This window comes from Levilactobacillus sp. LN180102, assembly GCF_050106635.1.
GTDB lineage: Bacteria > Bacillota > Bacilli > Lactobacillales > Lactobacillaceae > Levilactobacillus > Levilactobacillus brevis.
Map to the genome: position 1 here is coordinate 46,187 of NZ_JBNIIX010000014.1, position 17,442 is coordinate 63,628.

The following is a 17,442-nucleotide window of genomic DNA, read 5'->3' on the forward strand; positions in this document are numbered from 1 at the left end:
CCTGACGGCGATTCCCGAATTCAGATTAAGCGTCTTCTTCGCTTAATTTCTTCTCGGCTTCTTTAGCCGCTTTCGCTGACGCAATCTTAGATTCATCTAATTGGTACCACAGGTAGAGAATCCCACCGATCACTAGGGCCAAAACGACCGGTACCCAGATGAAGTTAGTGGCAATGGCAGTAACGGCTTTAGCACCTTGCACCTTAGCCGCAGCGTTAAAGCCACCCCAAGACAGTAACCAGCCAGAAATCAAACCGGCCAGGCCCATCCCTAGCTTAGCGCCAACCATTGGTACGGCAGATAAAATCCCGGGTTCGTCAATGTGCAGTTCGGAACGCGAGTACTCAACGGTATCGGCAATCATGACAAAGGCAATCGAGAAGGCCGCACCCATCGCAACTAACGCGATAACATTTCCGATAAAAAGTAACGGAATGTTCTTAAAGGCCATCAGCAATTCCCCAAAGGCAAAGGTTACCATGGCTAAGATCATGACGTTACGGTGCTTCATGAATTTACTGAGGAAAGGCACCGAGATATTCCCAATAACCGCCACAATGACTAAGCCGTTAAAGGCCCCAACTAACGCTGGTTGATGAGAGACATACGTCAGGTAGTAAACCGCGGTCTGTAGCCGCATCATCCAGAAGGTCTGTAATAAGATAAAGCTGGCACTCAAGATGAGCCATGGCTTATTCTTAGCGGCCCCTTTTAAAGAGTCTTTGACTGATAGATGCCCTTTGATTTCAGGGGCGTCTTCGGTTTCAGCTACGATATCATCCTTTTCACGAAGGTTAGCAAAGGCGCCTAGGAATAGCGCGATAATGGCGATCCCAATGATGACACCCCAAATTAGCCAACCTTTTTCAGCGTTCTTGCCGCCTAGTTGAGCTACCATCGGCAACGTAATTGCGCCAATTACGGCGGTCCCAATGTTTGTCATGACCATCCGCGCACTGGCCAGATTGGTCCGTTCATCAGGGTCTTTGGTCAAACTCGGTAAAATCGCCGTGATTGGCGTATTAGCTCCGGAATAAACTAAGCTAAAGAGCGTGTAGACAACGGAGACCCACGCCAGTTGAATGACTTTGTTGCCGCCAAATGACGGGTTAAAGAAGAGTAACATGGTCAAAATTCCTAGTGGAATCCCGAACCACAAGAAGTACGGCCGTGCCTTCCCAAATTTGGAATGCGTGTGGTCAATTAAGAATCCATAGACCACACCATCAAAGGCATCAATGATCCGCACGACAAAGAACAGGGTGCCAGCGAAAGCGGGCGAAATCCCCATAACTGTGGTGTAGTAGAACAGTAGATATAGCCCCACAATTTGCCAAATCAGATTTCCAGCCATATCAGTGGCCCCATAGAAGAACCGCTGTTTCCATAATTGCATCTTACTCATGATAAAAACCTCCCCCAAGATTTGTTAACCATTGGTGTAATCGCTTACATATAAAGCATACCGAGGCATCCAACGGCCGTGAATCCCAAATTCCGACCGCTAACTTACCTTTTCTAACGTCTTGTCACACCTAGCTGAGTTCGTGCGCGTCGCACTACTTCTAGCTATCGTCTCTATCATACGCGGTATGGTGGCCTAAACATGAGTGAGGCCCCTCACTTTGTTGGCCCAGCTAACTCACTTGGACTGCTAAACGCTGGTTGATTGGATTGAGATGATACAGATTTAAGGATACGTGAGATCAGATAAAAGGCGAGCATTATCAGCAGTGGCGGTTGCGGGCGCTCAAGTTATGCCGCGTCTTGTTAAGTTACCAATTTTTTATAGTCTGGTGGTTAAACTGCCGTTATTGTTTAGGTTAACTGAAGTACCTCGCTGTCAAAGCTAGTGATAATTCGTTTGCTAACAAAAAGAGTTCAATTCGCAAGTTGAATTGAACTCTCATGTTTACGCCCACTGGTGCTAATTGACAGATCTATAGACCATTTTTTACAAGGTCATTTAATATCTTCAAAGAAGTTATCTCGCTCTTATCAATGAGCCATTTTATCAAAATCGTAAGACACCATAGCACCTAGCAGCATTGCTAGTGGGTATTCTTGATCCTATTGATTTACCAAGATTCTAAAGCTGCCTTCGTGGATGGTTCGCCTTACATTAAGTTCTTAACCCTATTGATTTACCAAGATTCTAAAGCATGCTTGGAGTTGCATTTGTTGGTAATTGTGTTCTTAACCCTATTGATTTACCAAGATTCTAAAGCTAAATTCGATGTAGTCGTTGATTTCTTGGCGTTCTTAACCCTATTGATTTACCAAGATTCTAAAGCAAGGCGGTTTATACATTAACGCCTCAATGAGTTCTTAACCCTATTGATTTACCAAGATTCTAAAGCTCGGGATCATTTAATGATTTACCTTTGGGAGTTCTTAACCCTATTGATTTACCAAGATTCTAAAGCTTCAGCGATCGTTATCTATGGAGGCAGCCAGTTCTTAACCCTATTGATTTACCAAGATTCTAAAGCACATGGGCATATCAAGATTGGAAAACAATTGTTCTTAACCCTATTGATTTACCAAGATTCTAAAGCTCTCGAGTGGCTTATATTCTTCCAGCTCATGTTCTTAACCCTATTGATTTACCAAGATTCTAAAGCTTAAACTGACTGCTTAAATCTTTGGAACTTGTTCTTAACCCTATTGATTTACCAAGATTCTAAAGCGAGATTCCTTCCAAAGCGGCAATCAACAAAGTTCTTAACCCTATTGATTTACCAAGATTCTAAAGCAGCCACGCCGGATGAGTTAATACAGCTGGCGTTCTTAACCCTATTGATTTACCAAGATTCTAAAGCTACTTGGTCAGTTTCTTGGTTAAATAAAATGTTCTTAACCCTATTGATTTACCAAGATTCTAAAGCTAGTCGACTAATTCCATGTTTGTGTTGCTCGTTCTTAACCCTATTGATTTACCAAGATTCTAAAGCTAGTCGACTAATTCCATGTTTGTGTTGCTCGTTCTTAACCCTATTGATTTACCAAGATTCTAAAGCTAGTCGACTAATTCCATGTTTGTGTTGCTCGTTCTTAACCCTATTGATTTACCAAGATTCTAAAGCAAGTCTGCAATATTTGTTTTAGCTTTAGAAGTTCTTAACCCTATTGATTTACCAAGATTCTAAAGCAAAATGGACTTACCACAGGGACTAGAAGAAGTTCTTAACCCTATTGATTTACCAAGATTCTAAAGCCGACATTTTCACACCATTATCTCACCTTGAGAATTTACCACAACACAAAATCGCTGTCGATGTAGTGATAGTCACAATTTCTGAAATAGTCTGATTGCTTGGTGGATGAAAATTCAATTAGAAGAATTGGTAAATCAATATTTGCCATAAATCTTACCAACGATTGAAGTTGGCTGACCTGAAGATAATGGCCGACATTGGTCAAAACCACCATTCGGTGATCATTCAGTTCTATCAACGCCTTAACTAGTGTCTCTAGTATACCATATACGTCATCTCTTAAATCAGGTACTAGTTGAATACCACTAAATTTTATCAGCTTTGCTAGTTCTGGTGTCTCTGGCAACTCCAATGGAACATCCATCAAGTAACTATCCGCTAATAGTTGAGATAGCAATGATTGCAGCCCATCCACTAAGCCCACCGTTTGATCATCAGCTAAGACTTTCAACAACCTCGTTTGCAGTTTTCGTTGAAATAACGCATTTAAATCCACGTTTAACAGGGGATCTCCATACCACTGTGCGCCCTTCCCTACTGTGACCGTGGTAAAGTTGTCATCACTAAGTTTCACAGTGTCTGTTCTATCTTGCAATCCCAAAATTATTTCTTGATAAATATGCGGGGAACCCGTTGCCAACACGACTACTTTTCCTGGCGTAATCTTGAATGGCTGAAAACCATAGTAAGTTAAATTCATATCATCACGGTTCTTTCTGCGGAATTTAGCAGATCCTGATTAGGTTGTCCAGCAATAAAGTGCATCGCCTGATACTGCTTTTCCGTCAGCATAACTGACTGAACCAATCCATTAGCCGGTGCCAGAGCAGCTATCCGCTTTTCTATCGCCGCTGCACCCGCTGAATTCGGGCATACCCGTACATAGACTGAATACTGCATCATAAAGAATCCTTCTTGAAGCAAGGCCTTACGAAAATGACGATAGTGCCGTCGGTCTTGACTGGTCTCCATTGGCAAATCAAACATAATCATTAATCGCATAATTCGATACCTCATCTGGCACATCAACCTCAATTCTAATTGTCTCTGTCTCTTCACTTAAGTACTTTAAGCACTGAACAATCACCTTCTCAACAACATTACTCAAAACCTCTTGTTTACCGTTATACCTCATATCTAGCTCGAACAACCGCGCCAAACCAAATTTTACATCCGGCGTTAAGTCCAGAATATTTTGTTGGGCAACCCAATAATCTATGATCGGTCGAAAGGGTTCCATCAAATCTGAAGCTAAATTAAAGGCATTACCGGCATTATCGTGATGGATTCCAAAACATGTTAGATAGCCCCGTGAAACAATAATGCGATTGACCAGGGACAATAGAATTGAATAACCATAGTTCAATGCCGCATTAATTGGTACGAGATCTGAACGCGAAAAGTCTTTACCAAAGATCAACGGAAAATATTGTCGTGCGACAACCGCTTCTCGATTAGTCGCGTCATTAAGCTCTAACTTCTCCAATTCGCCACTTAAATCCATCGTGGACACTTCTAATAGATTACCAACCGCTATTTGATTCTGTATCTTAGCAGCAACTACCCGTGTCCATAAATTCTCAATTCGCCCTTCTGACCAGCCAACTTGTTGTCTAACTAACGCTGCCGTTCGCGCATGCGGATAACATTCCGCTGTCTCACAGATTGGTTGACCATCCCGACCGGTAAAAATAATCTTCGCATGCGCTTCCGCTAGCGCTGCCACTGCCGCCGTCGTTATTACCACTTGTAACGACTGAATTAGTAAGACGTTAATATCTCTAACCGGAGTATGATATCGATCTGAATCTGTCTGAATCACCAAATTTCCCGATGTCAATGAAATCTTAGCATGCTGGCTAATTAATAATGTTCGCCATCCCATAGAATTTTGCCTCCCTTGCATTGTGCCTAACAACATGATATTCTGAATGTGTCGAGTTGACCTACTTGACCCTATTGATTTACCAAGATGCGTTAAAGTCAAACAAGGTGATTCGTCACCAAGTTTTACCTTTTGAGCCCGTTATCGGGCCATACATAATTTTAGTCAAAGGGCACTTCACTGAACCTATCAGCGAAGTGCCCTTTGTTTTTTAACTTTCTGGATCAATGCGCACTTCGCGTTTAAACAATCCAGTTGGTGATTCCATAATCATTTTAGCAGCTAATCCTAATCGAATGCCATTACCTTCCTGTAAAAGACCAAATGATGTTTTAATACCTATAACTTTCAAATCCTTACGTTCTGCATTAGCATGTAGCCCTCTCATAAGTCGACTAATAATTTCTCGTTTGCCTACTTGCACTAGCTTTCCGTGATCATCAATAACGTTGGTGGTTGGTAGCGCAACAAATTGACTGCGACTGTTTTGCAGTGCCTGCCGGAAATTATTACGCTCATACAAGCTAAAGTATCGTTGAGCTTGCTCGCAAATTTGGTCAAAAACTCGCGTCAACTCTCCATCTTTAGCATCCTTCTTCAATAACACTTGTTGGCTTGACAGCGGTAACCACAATTGCTGAAGATTGCGGTAATAGGTGCTCGATCTCAAGGCAAACTGATGAACTTCTCCATAAACTTCATCCTCAATCCGCTGCTGTAAGTACACATGCGGCCGGACAACTTCAAAGTCGATTGTGCCGGACTTCTTAGTAAATTGCGGCAAGAAAAGTTTCTTCAAATAGGCTTTTTCGGCGGCCAGTCCTAACTTACGCTGCTGGTTCACCTCAGACACAACTCGAATTGGCACCGCCATAACTTTTAAATAGTCCACTTTATCGTGAACCTTTACGATTGCTAAATAGGCTGTATTTTGACCCGAATAGCCGCCGTAGATTGCTGTATCTCGCCCTTGTTTCGTTGGTATCAATTTTTTATTTTGAGCTTTCCGCGCCGGATAAATTGTCTGATCAAACAACGCACCGTGATCCTCAAATACTTCATGTGTCACTAACAAATGTTTTAACCCGTTCAAATGCTCTAGGTACTTGATATCAGCTTCGCGATCCCACAATAACTCACCGGTATCAGGATTAATCACCTGCTTATCTGAGACTAGGTCGTGAATAAAGTTAAAGCGTCGTAAGTCTAACTGTGGTGCTACCTTGTATTGGCCGTAGACGAAGAAACGTTCCAGTTTAGGGTAACGTTTTAATAAGTACGTCCCAATCCTAGCTGCCAAGTAGGCATCAAGTGCGTGGTGATAGTCATTTAATTCCCGTAATTTGGGTAGTTTCAGTTCAGTCCGTAATTGATGAGATAGCGCAGCTTTCACTGAGATTAATTGTGTTTTCTCTGGGTCATAGAGACTGCTCAATACGTCCGTTGTTAACTTAATAACTTGTCGTGTTTCCACTAACTGACGATTAACAAACCCTGTTGCATACTTATTAATCTCATCAGCCCGCATCAATAGATGCCGCAATTTACGCGCACTAACTAGCCCGGCTGAACGCCAGAGTTCCCACGTTCCTTGCATCTTGCTAGCGTATAAATCCGCAGCAAAGCTATCATTTTTATCACGGTTAATCCGTTGCTGAACGAGTACCCGATTGTCTAACGAATCATCTTTAATCAATGACTGTGGCAAAATATGATCAATATCATATTGGGACAGCCGATCAATATTTAATTTTTCACCGGTGTACATATCACGTCCATTTTGTAAGAAATATAGCAGCAATCGATCAGTGAATTTGGCTTTATCGGCTATCTGGTCTTTTAGTTCCTCAGTGACGGTCTGACTCACAATCTCTTTGGCCCGATCGGCAAATAAGTCGGTCAATTGCTTTTGCCGACGCCGCGTTCGTTGTGGGTTGTTATCCATCGCGCCTCGAGCCGCCTCAATAAAAATCCGACTTGGTACCTGCCCGTGACGCGCTGCTTGAATGTCTCTGACCACCGCAACAATCTGGCGTAAAGCTTTCTTATTCTGCGGTGACGTATATAACTCATCAATCGTTGTTTCCAACGTTCGGTCTTTGAACCCAGCTGCGTTAATCGCAGTAATTGCAGCAGCATAATCTGGTTCATGCACAATTTGCATAAAAGTATGTTGGGTTTGCCACAGTTGATCCATAATCGATTGTCCTTGTGCGTCTTGAATCTCTGTCAGCAGCCGTGCTGATAAGCGTCCCCAACCGCGGTACCGCTTAGCGCTCAACCGATTACGTTGTGTATCCGTCAACCAGCCGATTTCTTGTAACTTATCTTTGAAAATTCGCTGGTCTTCAAATACCGTTGACCAATTAACAATCTTTTCAATATCGACCTGGCGTTTAGGATCATCCACTGCCGTTGACAAAATAGCTTTTAAGTCCTGATACGTAGACAAAGAACTATTAAAGTTCTTCGGATCAGCTAGGCCCTCAATAACTGGACGCTTGTCAACATCGCCATGGTTTACCAGATTTTCTTGAATCGCTTTAATACTAACCGTTCTGCGGGTCTTAAAAACTTGATTGTACAATCGCTGTTTTTGATCCCGCCGTAACCGCTCACCATTAACTCTGATGCCATTTAATTCATTCAGCACCATAAAACGTTGATAAATCAGGCTTTGTAACGGCAATACATCTTCACCAATTAAGTACGTATCAGTCGTCTTCATTCTAGCGATGAAGTTCGTTGCCGAAGCAACCCGGTCGACCTTCTTGTCAAAATTCCAGACTGTAATGTCACCGGGTTCTTTACGGACCATCCAGGCAAACTGACCCGCTGCAGTTTTGGCTTGTTCTTCAGCCGTGATCATCGGTCCCACATAGTATGGCACTCTAAAATGAACGAGTTCATCCAGCTTATAAGGTTGTTCTCGTCGGTCTTCAACGACTGGATTAGGCGCCGCAAGAAATGGATAATAATCTTTTTGATTTTCAATAATGGCGTCTAGTTCCTGCTGATGAACCTGATAAGGAATGACCCCATTACCTTTGGTACGTTGCTTAGGCATGAACTTTTCTAGCTCGATGGCATTCATCATCTTCTGGGCCAATTCACTTGTATCACCCTTCAGCAATCGTCTCAATTCATTGTAAAAATCACCTGTCGTCTCAGCCTTCCCCTTATCATTACCATCAATATAATGGTCATAAGCCAATAGGACCTTGGTCCGTCGCTGTTCGTCAGTCTGGACTGTCGCATATTCTTTCAGCCAGCATAAATGTTCTTTGTGGTTGACGTAGCTTTGCACCATACTCTCCGAAAAGCCTTTCCCATCAGGCATAATCTCCGTTAACTGAATGGCCGCCTGTAGGTCAACTAGCTTTTCCAGCAGGGCCGTTTGCTTTTCATCCATTAGCGCCGCCAAGTCATCTCGATGATCCTCGATATCTGCTAGGCTGAAGGTTAATGATTTCTGATCCTCTTTAGCAACATCCAGTCCCAAAACCAGATATACTTGCGCCTTTAATCCTAAGATTGCCTTACAAAATGCTGTCAGTATTGGCTTCCATGACTTTTGGTTACCAGTCATTTTCATAAGTTGCTTGACCAAATCACGCTGGCGGTCTAGCCGGCTACGAGTAGTATCTAAAATGATCGCCGTCACGTCTTCCAGATCTTCTTCTGGTAGCTGGGGAGCTAATTCATCAAAAACTCCCAACCAAGCTTGATTAATTCGTGTGAAGCGCTCATTAAAATCCAACTTACCCGGTTGGAACTTTTGTGGATTACCGCTTCGTAAAAAGTTTCCGCGATACTTAACAATATGATGAATGGCCAAGTAAATCTCACGTAAGTCAAACTGCCGATGCTCGGTCATTAAGGCTTGGCGTAAATGATAAATGGTCGGGTATTTTTCATAGAATTCCCCATCACTTTGATCCGAGAATAGCCGATAAGTGGTGACGAGCTTTGTATCCTTAGGTGATACATTCGACGCTTTCTGACGAGCAAAGAAGCTTGCATCAATTGCTGATATCGGCTCATCAAAAATCTCCCGTAATAATCGCAGTCGCCACCGTCGTCTGCTTAGGCGGCGACGAGTTGTTCGGTAACCGCGGCGTTCTGCGGCCGCTTGTCCTTCTTCAAACAAGCGGACCCCCAGACCAGTTTGCCCCTTCACCCGTTTAATTCGACCGTTCATGTCAACGACACTCCACCCGATCGAGCTAGTTCCAATATCTAATCCAATTCCGTAAGGTTCTTTATCCACGGCGATAACGCCTCCTAGTTTTATCAATCGTTCTTCGACACCCGAAGTCATTGTACTGGCTTAATCTCATTTTATGCTGAATTGTAAACGCTGTCTATACTCTTTATGTGATGAATCATTTATAACCCGTCTGGCTATCAAGTTGAGAATTTTGATGAGTATTTTATCATTTTAAAAAAAGACTTCTCTTCCATAAGTACCCATCATCCCCGTCACATCAGCATCAAAAAACTTTCAACTCCCCCATTGACAAATCTAACGGCCATCGCTATTATTAGAGTCACATTAGAAATACATGAACGCATGACTAGGAAGAGTAGCTGTTCTCGCTAAGACAAGAGACCACCGGTAGCTGAAAAGGTGGCTTACAACTGAGCGGCGAAGATGAACCTAGGAGCAAGTCACCGGTGGAAGCTGGTGGCTCGGGTTGAAGCTCGTTACCGCTTCCGACTTTTGGCAACAGAAGTTACGGAGATGGTGGATGTGAATCCACCATGAATCAAGGTGGTACCGCGAGTGAAATCGTCCTTATGTTTTTACATAAGGACGATTTTTATTTTGAGGAGATGTTTTGGGATGCAAAGAAAAGGAACCATTTTGACCGTTGCAGCACTTAGTTTATTAACCCTAGCAGGTTGTGGGAGTCAGTCCAGCAGTTCGAACAACAGTGGCAAGTATGCCGCTAAGCAAGTCCTGAATTGGACCGAATCTTCTGAATTGGCGACCACCGATCTTGCTCAGGCCACCGACACCCTAAGCTTCAACGTGCTACAGAACACCCAAGAGGGCCTGTATCGCTTGAACAGCAAAGGAACGCCGGCTAAAGCCCTCGCTACCAGCACTAAGGTCACCAATGGTGGTAAGACCTACACCTTTAACCTCCGTCATGGCGTGAAGTGGTCCAATGGCGATCCCGTCACTGCCAAAGATTTTGTGTATTCTTGGCAACGAACCGTTAGCCCAAAGACCGCTTCTCAAGACGCCTTTTACCTCTACCAGGTTAAGAACGCCGAAGCCGTCAACAAGGGCAAGAAATCTCTCAGTGCTCTAGGCATCAAAGCCACTGGCAAGTATACCTTGACCGTCAACCTGACCAAACCTGTTTCCTACTTCAAGAAGCTGCTTGCTTGGCCCCTGTTCTACCCGGTTAATCAAAATGCCGTGAACAAATACGGTAAGAAATACGGGACCAGCTCTAGCACAACCGTCTATAACGGCCCTTACCGGCTTACCAAATGGAACGGGACCAGCAAGTCATGGACACTTGCCAAAAACAAGACTTACTGGGATAAGAAGGCTGTCCATTTGACCAAGATCAACGAACAGGTCACCGAGAGCACCACCACTAGTTACAATCTTTATAACGCCAAAAAGGTTGATGAAACCTTACTGAGCGGGCAACAAATCAAGAACAACAAAAACAGTAAGGACTTCGTCAAGCGCTTGCCAACCGGTTCACAACGTCTTGACCTCAACGAAAAAAAGGTTAGTGCCTTCAAGAATGTTAATATCCGTAAGGCCCTCTCCTTAGCCATCAATCGGACACAACTCGTTAACGACGTGCTGCAAGACGGTTCCGTTGCCTCCAAGGGCTTTGTTCCTGCTGGCATGGGTAACAATCCGAAGACCGGCGAAGCCTTCAACCAAGAAGCTAGCATCAAATCCGCTGTTTCATACAACGTGAAACAAGCTAAGACCTTACTAGCCAAGGGGTTGAAACAAACAGGTGATAAGAAGCTCAACGTCACCCTTTCCGTTTCTGATACCGACTCCAGCAAGCAGACGGCTGAATTCATTCAAAGTTCCCTAGAAAAATTACCAAATGTAACAGTCACGATTAAAACCGTTCCTTACGTTCAATTGATTACTCAGCAAAACAACGGAAATTACGAGTTAACTTTAGCTGGCTGGCAATCCGTCTTCGCTGACCCAATCAACTTCCTCGATGTCTTCGAAGCCGATTCTAGCTACAACACAACCGGCTGGAAGAACAGCACTTATGACAAGCTTCTTAATGAAGCCGAGAACGTTTACGGTAACCAACCAGAAAAACGGTGGGCCAAGTTAGTTGCTGCTGAGAAGGTATTGATGAACAACCAAGGCACCATTCCACTGTACCAAGCTGCCAAGTCACAACTCTTACGTAGCAACGTGAAGAGCGTCGTTTATAACCCAGCCGGTGTGCCTTATGACTGGAAGACAACTTACATTGCTAAATAGTCACTTTGTCCAATTCAGCTACGATCCCCTCGTAGCGCATCCGATTGGCAGGCGTCAGCCAGCATCACCATGTCTTTCTTAAGATAGTAAAAACAGGTCTTAACCGGCGTTTGAAGTGCACACTGGTTAAGACCTGTTTTTATTGTCTGTGGGTCCATTCATATCTGACTGACCAAGATAGTCGTTTAATTAATAGGTAATATCCGACAACGCATGGGTCCGTAATGGCTTCCGGAATGCATAGACGTTAGTTCCATCGGCACGTAGCCGTAATGCCGTAACTTTTTTACCTAAGACCTTGACGTTCACTTTGGTCTTACCCAAAGTCATCAATGTCACGCTATCATCAATCCGGGCTTTCACCCGGTAAGTTACCTTCTTTTTATTGTTAACCTTTTTACTGTAAATCGTGGGGAAGGCCGCACTCAATTGCCACTTTAATGAAGTTAATTGCTTCTTAGTCGTCGTGTAGACCTTGTAACCCATCTTCTTATTGGTCAGATTCAACTTAGCCACAGCGTAAGCCGTAACCTTATCTTCGGTATCGCTCCCGCCGTATATGTACCACGTTCCGCGGTAACTCTTTGGTAACGTCGTCTTGCTGGCAGCATTAGCAGTCGTGCTGCTGACCATGGCAAACACCCCTAGACTGGCTACCGCTAAAACAATCCCCTTTAATCCTTTTTTCATCGTATCTCCACTCCTTTTAATATAAGACATCGTCGCCCCAAGCGTGCGTCTTGTTTAGACTACGGAAAGCATACACGACATCATCTTCGCCATCGTCAAATGCTAACGCCGTGGTTTTCTGCCCCTTCACTTTAACCTTGGTCAAACTAAACTTCCCCAAACTGGCATTATCTGTCGCCGTTCGAACCTTGTAGCTAACGTGATGTTTTTTAGTCGTTTTAAGTTGGTACGTCACCGCACTTTGCAGCGTCACTTGGGTTGTTAAATCACTCAGATTGGCGTTCTTTGTGACATTCAGTTGCGTCGTTAAGCTGGTATCAGCAAGCGTTAGTCGCGCCGTGTAATAATAGTTGACGTGATGATGCTTCGTCTTACCGATGTACGCCACCCAGTCCCCTTGATAATCCGCTGGCAATGTGGCAGCCTGCGCCGTTTCGTGTCCCATTCCGGCTAAGGTGAATACCGCAAGTCCCGTGATGACACCCACTAATAGTTGTTTGCGCATAGTAGTCCCCTGCTTCCTTCATTGATTTGTGATTCGATTCATTAATTCAAAGATAATCCAACCAGGTTAACAAGACAAGGGGTTTTTAAATTATTCATAAAATGAATATCGATTGCTAGTGGGTTTTGTCCTTATTTATCTCTCATAATCAGTGACCTGTCCCGTTTGTCCATTCAAAAAATGGCGCCTAACTACTCCTTCTGGTGGAGCATCGTTAGGCGCCTAATAATCGGCTTAGCTTTCAATGAAACGAACACTTTCTCGGGTCACTACCGTAATGGGCGTAATCTTAGGTGGCTGTTGTTGGGCCGTTGTCAGTTGTTCCACCCCGGCAACGCCCATATCATAGAAGCTCTGGGAAACACTAGACAGTTGTGGCTGCACTAGCTCACACAACTCGGTCCCGTCAATTGCCATGATTGACAAATCTTGAGGCACCGTCAAGCCAAAGTCACGCGCCTGATTAAGCACGCCGATCGCCGCCATATCACTACCAGCCAAGACTGCCGTTACCTGTGGTGCTTGACCGTAAGCCCGCATCGCGGCTTGACCTGCCACGTAACTATAATCACCCGGTTGAATCCAAGCAGGATCTGGCGTGATCCCCGCTTCCATTAGGGCTTGCGTATAACCCGCCAACCGTAACTTTCCCGTATGGGCATGCACACTGTCCACCGCGGCGAGGCCAACCTGCCGATGACCCTGCGCCAATAGCGCCTGTGTTCCTTGATAGCCGACTTGCCAATCATCTGAGGTGATAAACGGTAGCTGATCTTCTTCAAAAGAAATCGACAAAAAACAATACGGAATCTGGGCCGCCTGTAAATAGGTTAGGTTCTCTGCTGACAAGTCCACCGACAGCAATAAGATTCCCCGAACGGGCCGTTCGATCACCGTGGTTAATGCACGGCGCTGCTGCTCCGGATCGGCATCCCCGGCATACAAAATAATCACATTCAACCCTTGACGATAGGCCGCATCCTGAATGCCTTCAATAATATGATTCGCAAAATTGGTTTTCGTTGAATTGACAATCGCCGCAATGACGTGACTTTGCTGGGTCACCAGCTCAGCCGCGGCCGTATTTTTCTGATAACCTAACGTGGTTGCCGCGGCCTGCACCTTAGCCGCCGTATCCGCACTAAAAAAGGCCGTCTTGTTGGCTAATACACGTGAGACTGTGGCCGGTGACACCCCGGCCAACTTTGCAATATCCTTGATGGTTGCCGCCATCCGACCACCCTACTTTCCTTAATCTTTGCTTTCATTTTACCGTTAACCCGGCAAAATAACAAAGGGCATCCCAAAAACTCATCGTTTTTTACACAAACGTTTGCTTTTCTTTCGTAAAGGCATTGCAAACGTTTGTGTAAAATGATAGAATTCATTTTGAAAACGGTTACTTATTTTTTAAAGGAGGCCTTCCTATGGCACAAACGACACCCATAGAATCGACGGACGTTACGCCGGCCGCAACCAGCCACAACGCGCTGCCCAAGATTTCATTAAAAACAATTTTCGCCATGACCTTTGGTTTCTTCGGGGTCAATATGGCTTTCTCTTTGCAATCATCCCAAATGGGGCGGATCTTCCAAACCATTGGTGCCGATCCCACAAAACTCGGCTTCTTCTTCCTCTTACCACCACTGGCCGGCATGATTGTCCAACCACTAGTCGGTAAGTACTCCGATATGACGTGGAACCGCTTCGGGCGGCGGATGCCCTACTTACTGATTGGGGCCCCTATCGCTGCATTGGTCATGATCCTCTTGCCTAACGCTGGTTCATTTGGCTTTGGCTACGCCTCATTGGCTGCGCTATGGTTCGGCGCAGTCGCCATTCTTTTCATGGATTTATCCTCAAACGTTTGTATGCAACCCTTCAAGATGATTATTGGCGACATGGTCAACGAAGACCAAAAAGATTTGGCTTGGTCTTGGCAACAGTCCTTCTCCAATCTGGGGGGCGTGTTAGCTACCATTTTTCCATTCGTGTTAACCTGGTTCGGGGTTTCCAATGTGGCGCCTAAAGGGACAGTTCCTATGTCCGTTCGACTAGCCTTCTACATTGGTGCCGGTATTTTATTATTAACGTCACTGTACACGATTATTTCGGTTAAAGAATACGATCCCGAAACGTACAATCGTTACCACCACGTCAAGACCCAAGCTAAGCAAAAAACGGCGAGTCTCTGGCATTTAGTTAAGACGGCGCCCCGCGCCTTTTGGGAAGTCTCCTTCGTCCAACTCTTTGACTGGTTTGCTTTTCAATACCTATGGACCTACGGAACTGGGGCGATTGCCGCTAATGTTTGGCACACTGCCGATGCTTCTTCGGCGGGCTATCAGGCGGCCGGTAACTGGTTCGGGATTCTCTCATGTATTCAAGCATTAGCCGCCGTTGTTTGGGGCTTTGCCGTTCTATCACGGACAAAACCCGCCCAACGCAAGCTCTGGTTCCGGATTAGCCTCATCATGGGTGGGGCTGGCTTCATCTGGATTTTCTTCATCCACTCCCAATACCTGTTGATCCTGCCATTCTGTCTTATCGGTATCTGCTACTTAACCATGCAGACCCAAGCCCTGTCCCTATTTACAGAATCACTGAATGGTGAAAATGAGGGCGCTTACCTCGGCTTGTTCAACTGTGGCATTTGCTTACCACAAATTATCGCTTCACTCTTGAGCTTCGCTATCTTTCCAGCAATTGGTCAATCCATGCCTGGTATGCTCGTCATTGCCGGTGTGGCGCTACTCTTAGGTGCCGTTGCTGTCAGTGTGATTCACCCTAAATTGTCCGCAAACTTATAATCTTACAGGAGGTTTTATTTATGACTAAAAAATGGTGGCAAAATGCCGTCGTCTATCAGGTTTATCCACGTAGTTACCAAGACAGTAACAGCGATGGTATCGGTGATCTCGCGGGCTTGACCCAACGACTGCCCTACATCAAGCGACTAGGCGCTGATGTGATCTGGCTCAACCCCATCTACAAGTCCCCTGACAAGGACAATGGCTATGATATTAGTGATTATCAAAGTATCCAATCAGCCTACGGCACCATGGCGGACTTCGATCATTTATTAGATAGCGCTCATCAGCAGGGCTTGAAGCTTCTCATGGACTTGGTCGTTAACCATACATCCGACCAACACGATTGGTTCCAACAAAGCCGGCAATCTAAGGACAATCCGTATGCTGATTACTACATCTGGCGTGACCCAGTCGATGGCCATGAACCCAACAACTGGGGGTCATACTTTAGCGGCTCCGCTTGGACCTTTGAACCCAAGCGTAACCAATATTACTTACACTTATTTGCCCCCGGTCAACCTGACTTGAACTGGGAAAATCCTCAGGTTCGCCAAGAGGTCTGGAACCTGATGCGCTTCTGGTTAGACAAGGGCGTTGACGGCTTTCGGATGGATGTCATCAACTTAATTTCTAAGCCAGCTGGTTTACCAGATGCTCCTCAAGCTCCCGGTGCCGCTTACGGCGATTCTCAACCTATCGTTTCTGATGGGCCTAAGCTCAACGATTATCTGCGCGAAATGAATGACGAAGTCTTGTCCCACTATGACGTGATGACCGTTGGCGAAATGCCCGGCTCAACGCCTAAAGACGCGATCACTTATACCGGGCTGAACGCCAACGAACTCAACATGGTCTTCCAATTTGAACACGTCGGCCTATCACCTAACCCCGATGCGCGGCTGGGCAAATGGAACGCGGTTCCCGTCAAATTAACGGAACTCAAGGACAGCCTCTCCCGCTGGCAAACGGCATTGGATGGCAAAGGTTGGAACAGTCTGTATTGGAACAACCACGATCAACCCCGTGCAGTCTCCCGCTTTGGTAACGACACCCCCGAGTTCCGGGAACGTTCTGCCAAAATGTTAGCTACTACCCTGCATATGATGCAAGGGACCCCCTACGTCTACGAAGGGGAAGAACTGGGCATGACCAATGTGCACTACACCCAATTGGATCAGTATGAAGACCTTGAGAGTCTGAACGCTTATCATGAATTGGTTGATGACCAACACATTGTTGACCAGCCAACCATGTTGAAATACCTCAGTCACATCTCCCGTGATAATGCGCGGACACCGATGCACTGGGACGATACCACCAACGCGGGCTTCACAACCGGACAACCGTGGTTTGCTTTGAATCCCAATTACCCCACGATTAACGCGGCGGACCAGCTCGACCAAGACGATTCGGTCTTCAATTACTACCGGCGCTTAATTGCACTGCGGCACAGCAGTGACCTGATTGTTCTGGGGTCCTATGAAGAACTGGACCCTAAAGATGACCAAGTCTTTGCCTACAAGCGGCATTACCAAGAGCAAACACTCCTCGTGATGAGTAACTTTACCGACCAAACCGTTACGCGCGACTATGGGCAAGCTGAGGCTAGTGAACGGTTAATTGGCAACTATGCCGATGACCAAGGCACTACGCTCCGGCCGTATGAAACGAAGGTTTATGTGTTTAAGTAAATCACTGATAACGATTAATCCAAAAACGGCTCTTTGTCAACGGGTGTTGATGGAGGGTTTATGTGGAACTTCGTTCACTTGCGAACGGGGTTCCTTTTCTTTACTCTGATTTTAAATTCAATTTGAATACGAAAAACAAAGTTTTTCCAA

Annotated in this window: 11 protein-coding genes and 1 CRISPR repeat array; of the genes, 3 read left to right on the forward strand and 8 right to left on the reverse strand. The window is 45.2% G+C overall.

Going from position 1 to position 17,442, the window contains the following annotated elements; translation table 11 throughout:
* Positions 1-25: 25 nt before the first annotated feature.
* The 5 genes from ACP4IT_RS09250 to cas9 form a co-directional block, all read right to left on the reverse strand.
* Entirely contained in the window at positions 26-1,405 is a 1,380-nt protein-coding gene (locus ACP4IT_RS09250) for an MFS transporter (RefSeq protein WP_043022289.1), read from the reverse strand.
* 655 nt (positions 1,406-2,060) lie between these two features.
* Positions 2,061-3,218: direct repeats of the CRISPR family, unit length 36 nt; unit sequence GTTCTTAACCCTATTGATTTACCAAGATTCTAAAGC.
* Positions 3,219-3,252: 34 nt separating this feature from the next.
* Positions 3,253-3,918, reverse strand: coding sequence for a type II-A CRISPR-associated protein Csn2 (gene csn2, locus ACP4IT_RS09255; protein WP_087609245.1), 666 nt, complete (start codon positions 3,916-3,918; stop codon positions 3,253-3,255).
* Positions 3,915-4,220, reverse strand: a complete 306-nt coding sequence (gene cas2, locus ACP4IT_RS09260; RefSeq protein ID WP_065200952.1) for a CRISPR-associated endonuclease Cas2 — start codon at positions 4,218-4,220, stop codon at positions 3,915-3,917. The genes csn2 and cas2 overlap by 4 nt, the downstream gene beginning before the upstream one ends.
* Positions 4,198-5,103: a type II CRISPR-associated endonuclease Cas1 gene (cas1, locus tag ACP4IT_RS09265; protein WP_087609244.1), complete on the reverse strand. Its 906-nt coding sequence runs from the start codon at positions 5,101-5,103 to the stop codon at positions 4,198-4,200. The genes cas2 and cas1 overlap by 23 nt, the downstream gene beginning before the upstream one ends.
* A 211-nt stretch (positions 5,104-5,314) precedes the next feature.
* Positions 5,315-9,373, reverse strand: a complete 4,059-nt coding sequence (gene cas9, locus ACP4IT_RS09270) for a type II CRISPR RNA-guided endonuclease Cas9 (RefSeq protein WP_225364408.1) — start codon at positions 9,371-9,373, stop codon at positions 5,315-5,317.
* Between the two features lie 576 nt (positions 9,374-9,949).
* On the opposite strand from cas9, the gene ACP4IT_RS09275 reads away from it, so the two are divergent.
* A complete protein-coding gene (locus ACP4IT_RS09275) occupies positions 9,950-11,593 on the forward strand; it encodes a peptide ABC transporter substrate-binding protein (RefSeq protein ID WP_141268087.1) in 1,644 nt (547 codons plus the stop codon).
* A gap of 189 nt (positions 11,594-11,782) precedes the next feature.
* On the opposite strand, the gene ACP4IT_RS09280 is transcribed toward ACP4IT_RS09275, so the two are convergent.
* The 3 genes from ACP4IT_RS09280 to ACP4IT_RS09290 all read right to left on the reverse strand — a co-directional run bounded on the left by ACP4IT_RS09280 (position 11,783) and on the right by ACP4IT_RS09290 (position 14,021).
* Positions 11,783-12,283 carry a hypothetical protein gene (locus ACP4IT_RS09280; RefSeq protein ID WP_225363768.1) on the reverse strand — a complete coding sequence of 167 codons (501 nt, stop codon included), beginning with the start codon at positions 12,281-12,283 and terminating at the stop codon, positions 11,783-11,785.
* Between the two features lie 16 nt (positions 12,284-12,299).
* Entirely contained in the window at positions 12,300-12,788 is a 489-nt protein-coding gene (locus ACP4IT_RS09285) for a hypothetical protein (protein WP_156647011.1), read from the reverse strand.
* Positions 12,789-13,022: 234 nt separating this feature from the next.
* A complete protein-coding gene (locus tag ACP4IT_RS09290) occupies positions 13,023-14,021 on the reverse strand; it encodes a LacI family DNA-binding transcriptional regulator (protein ID WP_011668750.1) in 999 nt (332 codons plus the stop codon).
* A gap of 194 nt (positions 14,022-14,215) precedes the next feature.
* Between ACP4IT_RS09290 and ACP4IT_RS09295 the strand changes: the two genes are divergently transcribed.
* Positions 14,216-15,598 (forward strand): SLC45 family MFS transporter, encoded by a 1,383-nt coding sequence (locus ACP4IT_RS09295; RefSeq protein ID WP_011668751.1) that lies wholly within the window; start codon positions 14,216-14,218, stop codon positions 15,596-15,598.
* A 20-nt stretch (positions 15,599-15,618) separates the two neighbouring features.
* Positions 15,619-17,292: a glycoside hydrolase family 13 protein gene (locus ACP4IT_RS09300; RefSeq protein ID WP_156647009.1), complete on the forward strand. Its 1,674-nt coding sequence runs from the start codon at positions 15,619-15,621 to the stop codon at positions 17,290-17,292.
* The last annotated feature ends 150 nt before the right edge of the window (positions 17,293-17,442 follow it).

Coding starts and splice junctions, on each gene's coding strand:
- cas1 (WP_087609244.1), bottom strand. CDS start 5,103: ATGGGATGGCGAACATTATTAATTAGCCAGCATGCTAAGATTTCATTG.
- ACP4IT_RS09295 (WP_011668751.1), top strand. CDS start 14,216: ATGGCACAAACGACACCCATAGAATCGACGGACGTTACGCCGGCCGCA.
- ACP4IT_RS09290 (WP_011668750.1), bottom strand. CDS start 14,021: ATGGCGGCAACCATCAAGGATATTGCAAAGTTGGCCGGGGTGTCACCG.
- csn2 (WP_087609245.1), bottom strand. CDS start 3,918: ATGAATTTAACTTACTATGGTTTTCAGCCATTCAAGATTACGCCAGGA.
- ACP4IT_RS09280 (WP_225363768.1), bottom strand. CDS start 12,283: ATGAAAAAAGGATTAAAGGGGATTGTTTTAGCGGTAGCCAGTCTAGGG.
- ACP4IT_RS09275 (WP_141268087.1), top strand. CDS start 9,950: ATGCAAAGAAAAGGAACCATTTTGACCGTTGCAGCACTTAGTTTATTA.
- cas2 (WP_065200952.1), bottom strand. CDS start 4,220: ATGCGATTAATGATTATGTTTGATTTGCCAATGGAGACCAGTCAAGAC.
- ACP4IT_RS09250 (WP_043022289.1), bottom strand. CDS start 1,405: ATGAGTAAGATGCAATTATGGAAACAGCGGTTCTTCTATGGGGCCACT.
- ACP4IT_RS09285 (WP_156647011.1), bottom strand. CDS start 12,788: ATGCGCAAACAACTATTAGTGGGTGTCATCACGGGACTTGCGGTATTC.
- ACP4IT_RS09300 (WP_156647009.1), top strand. CDS start 15,619: ATGACTAAAAAATGGTGGCAAAATGCCGTCGTCTATCAGGTTTATCCA.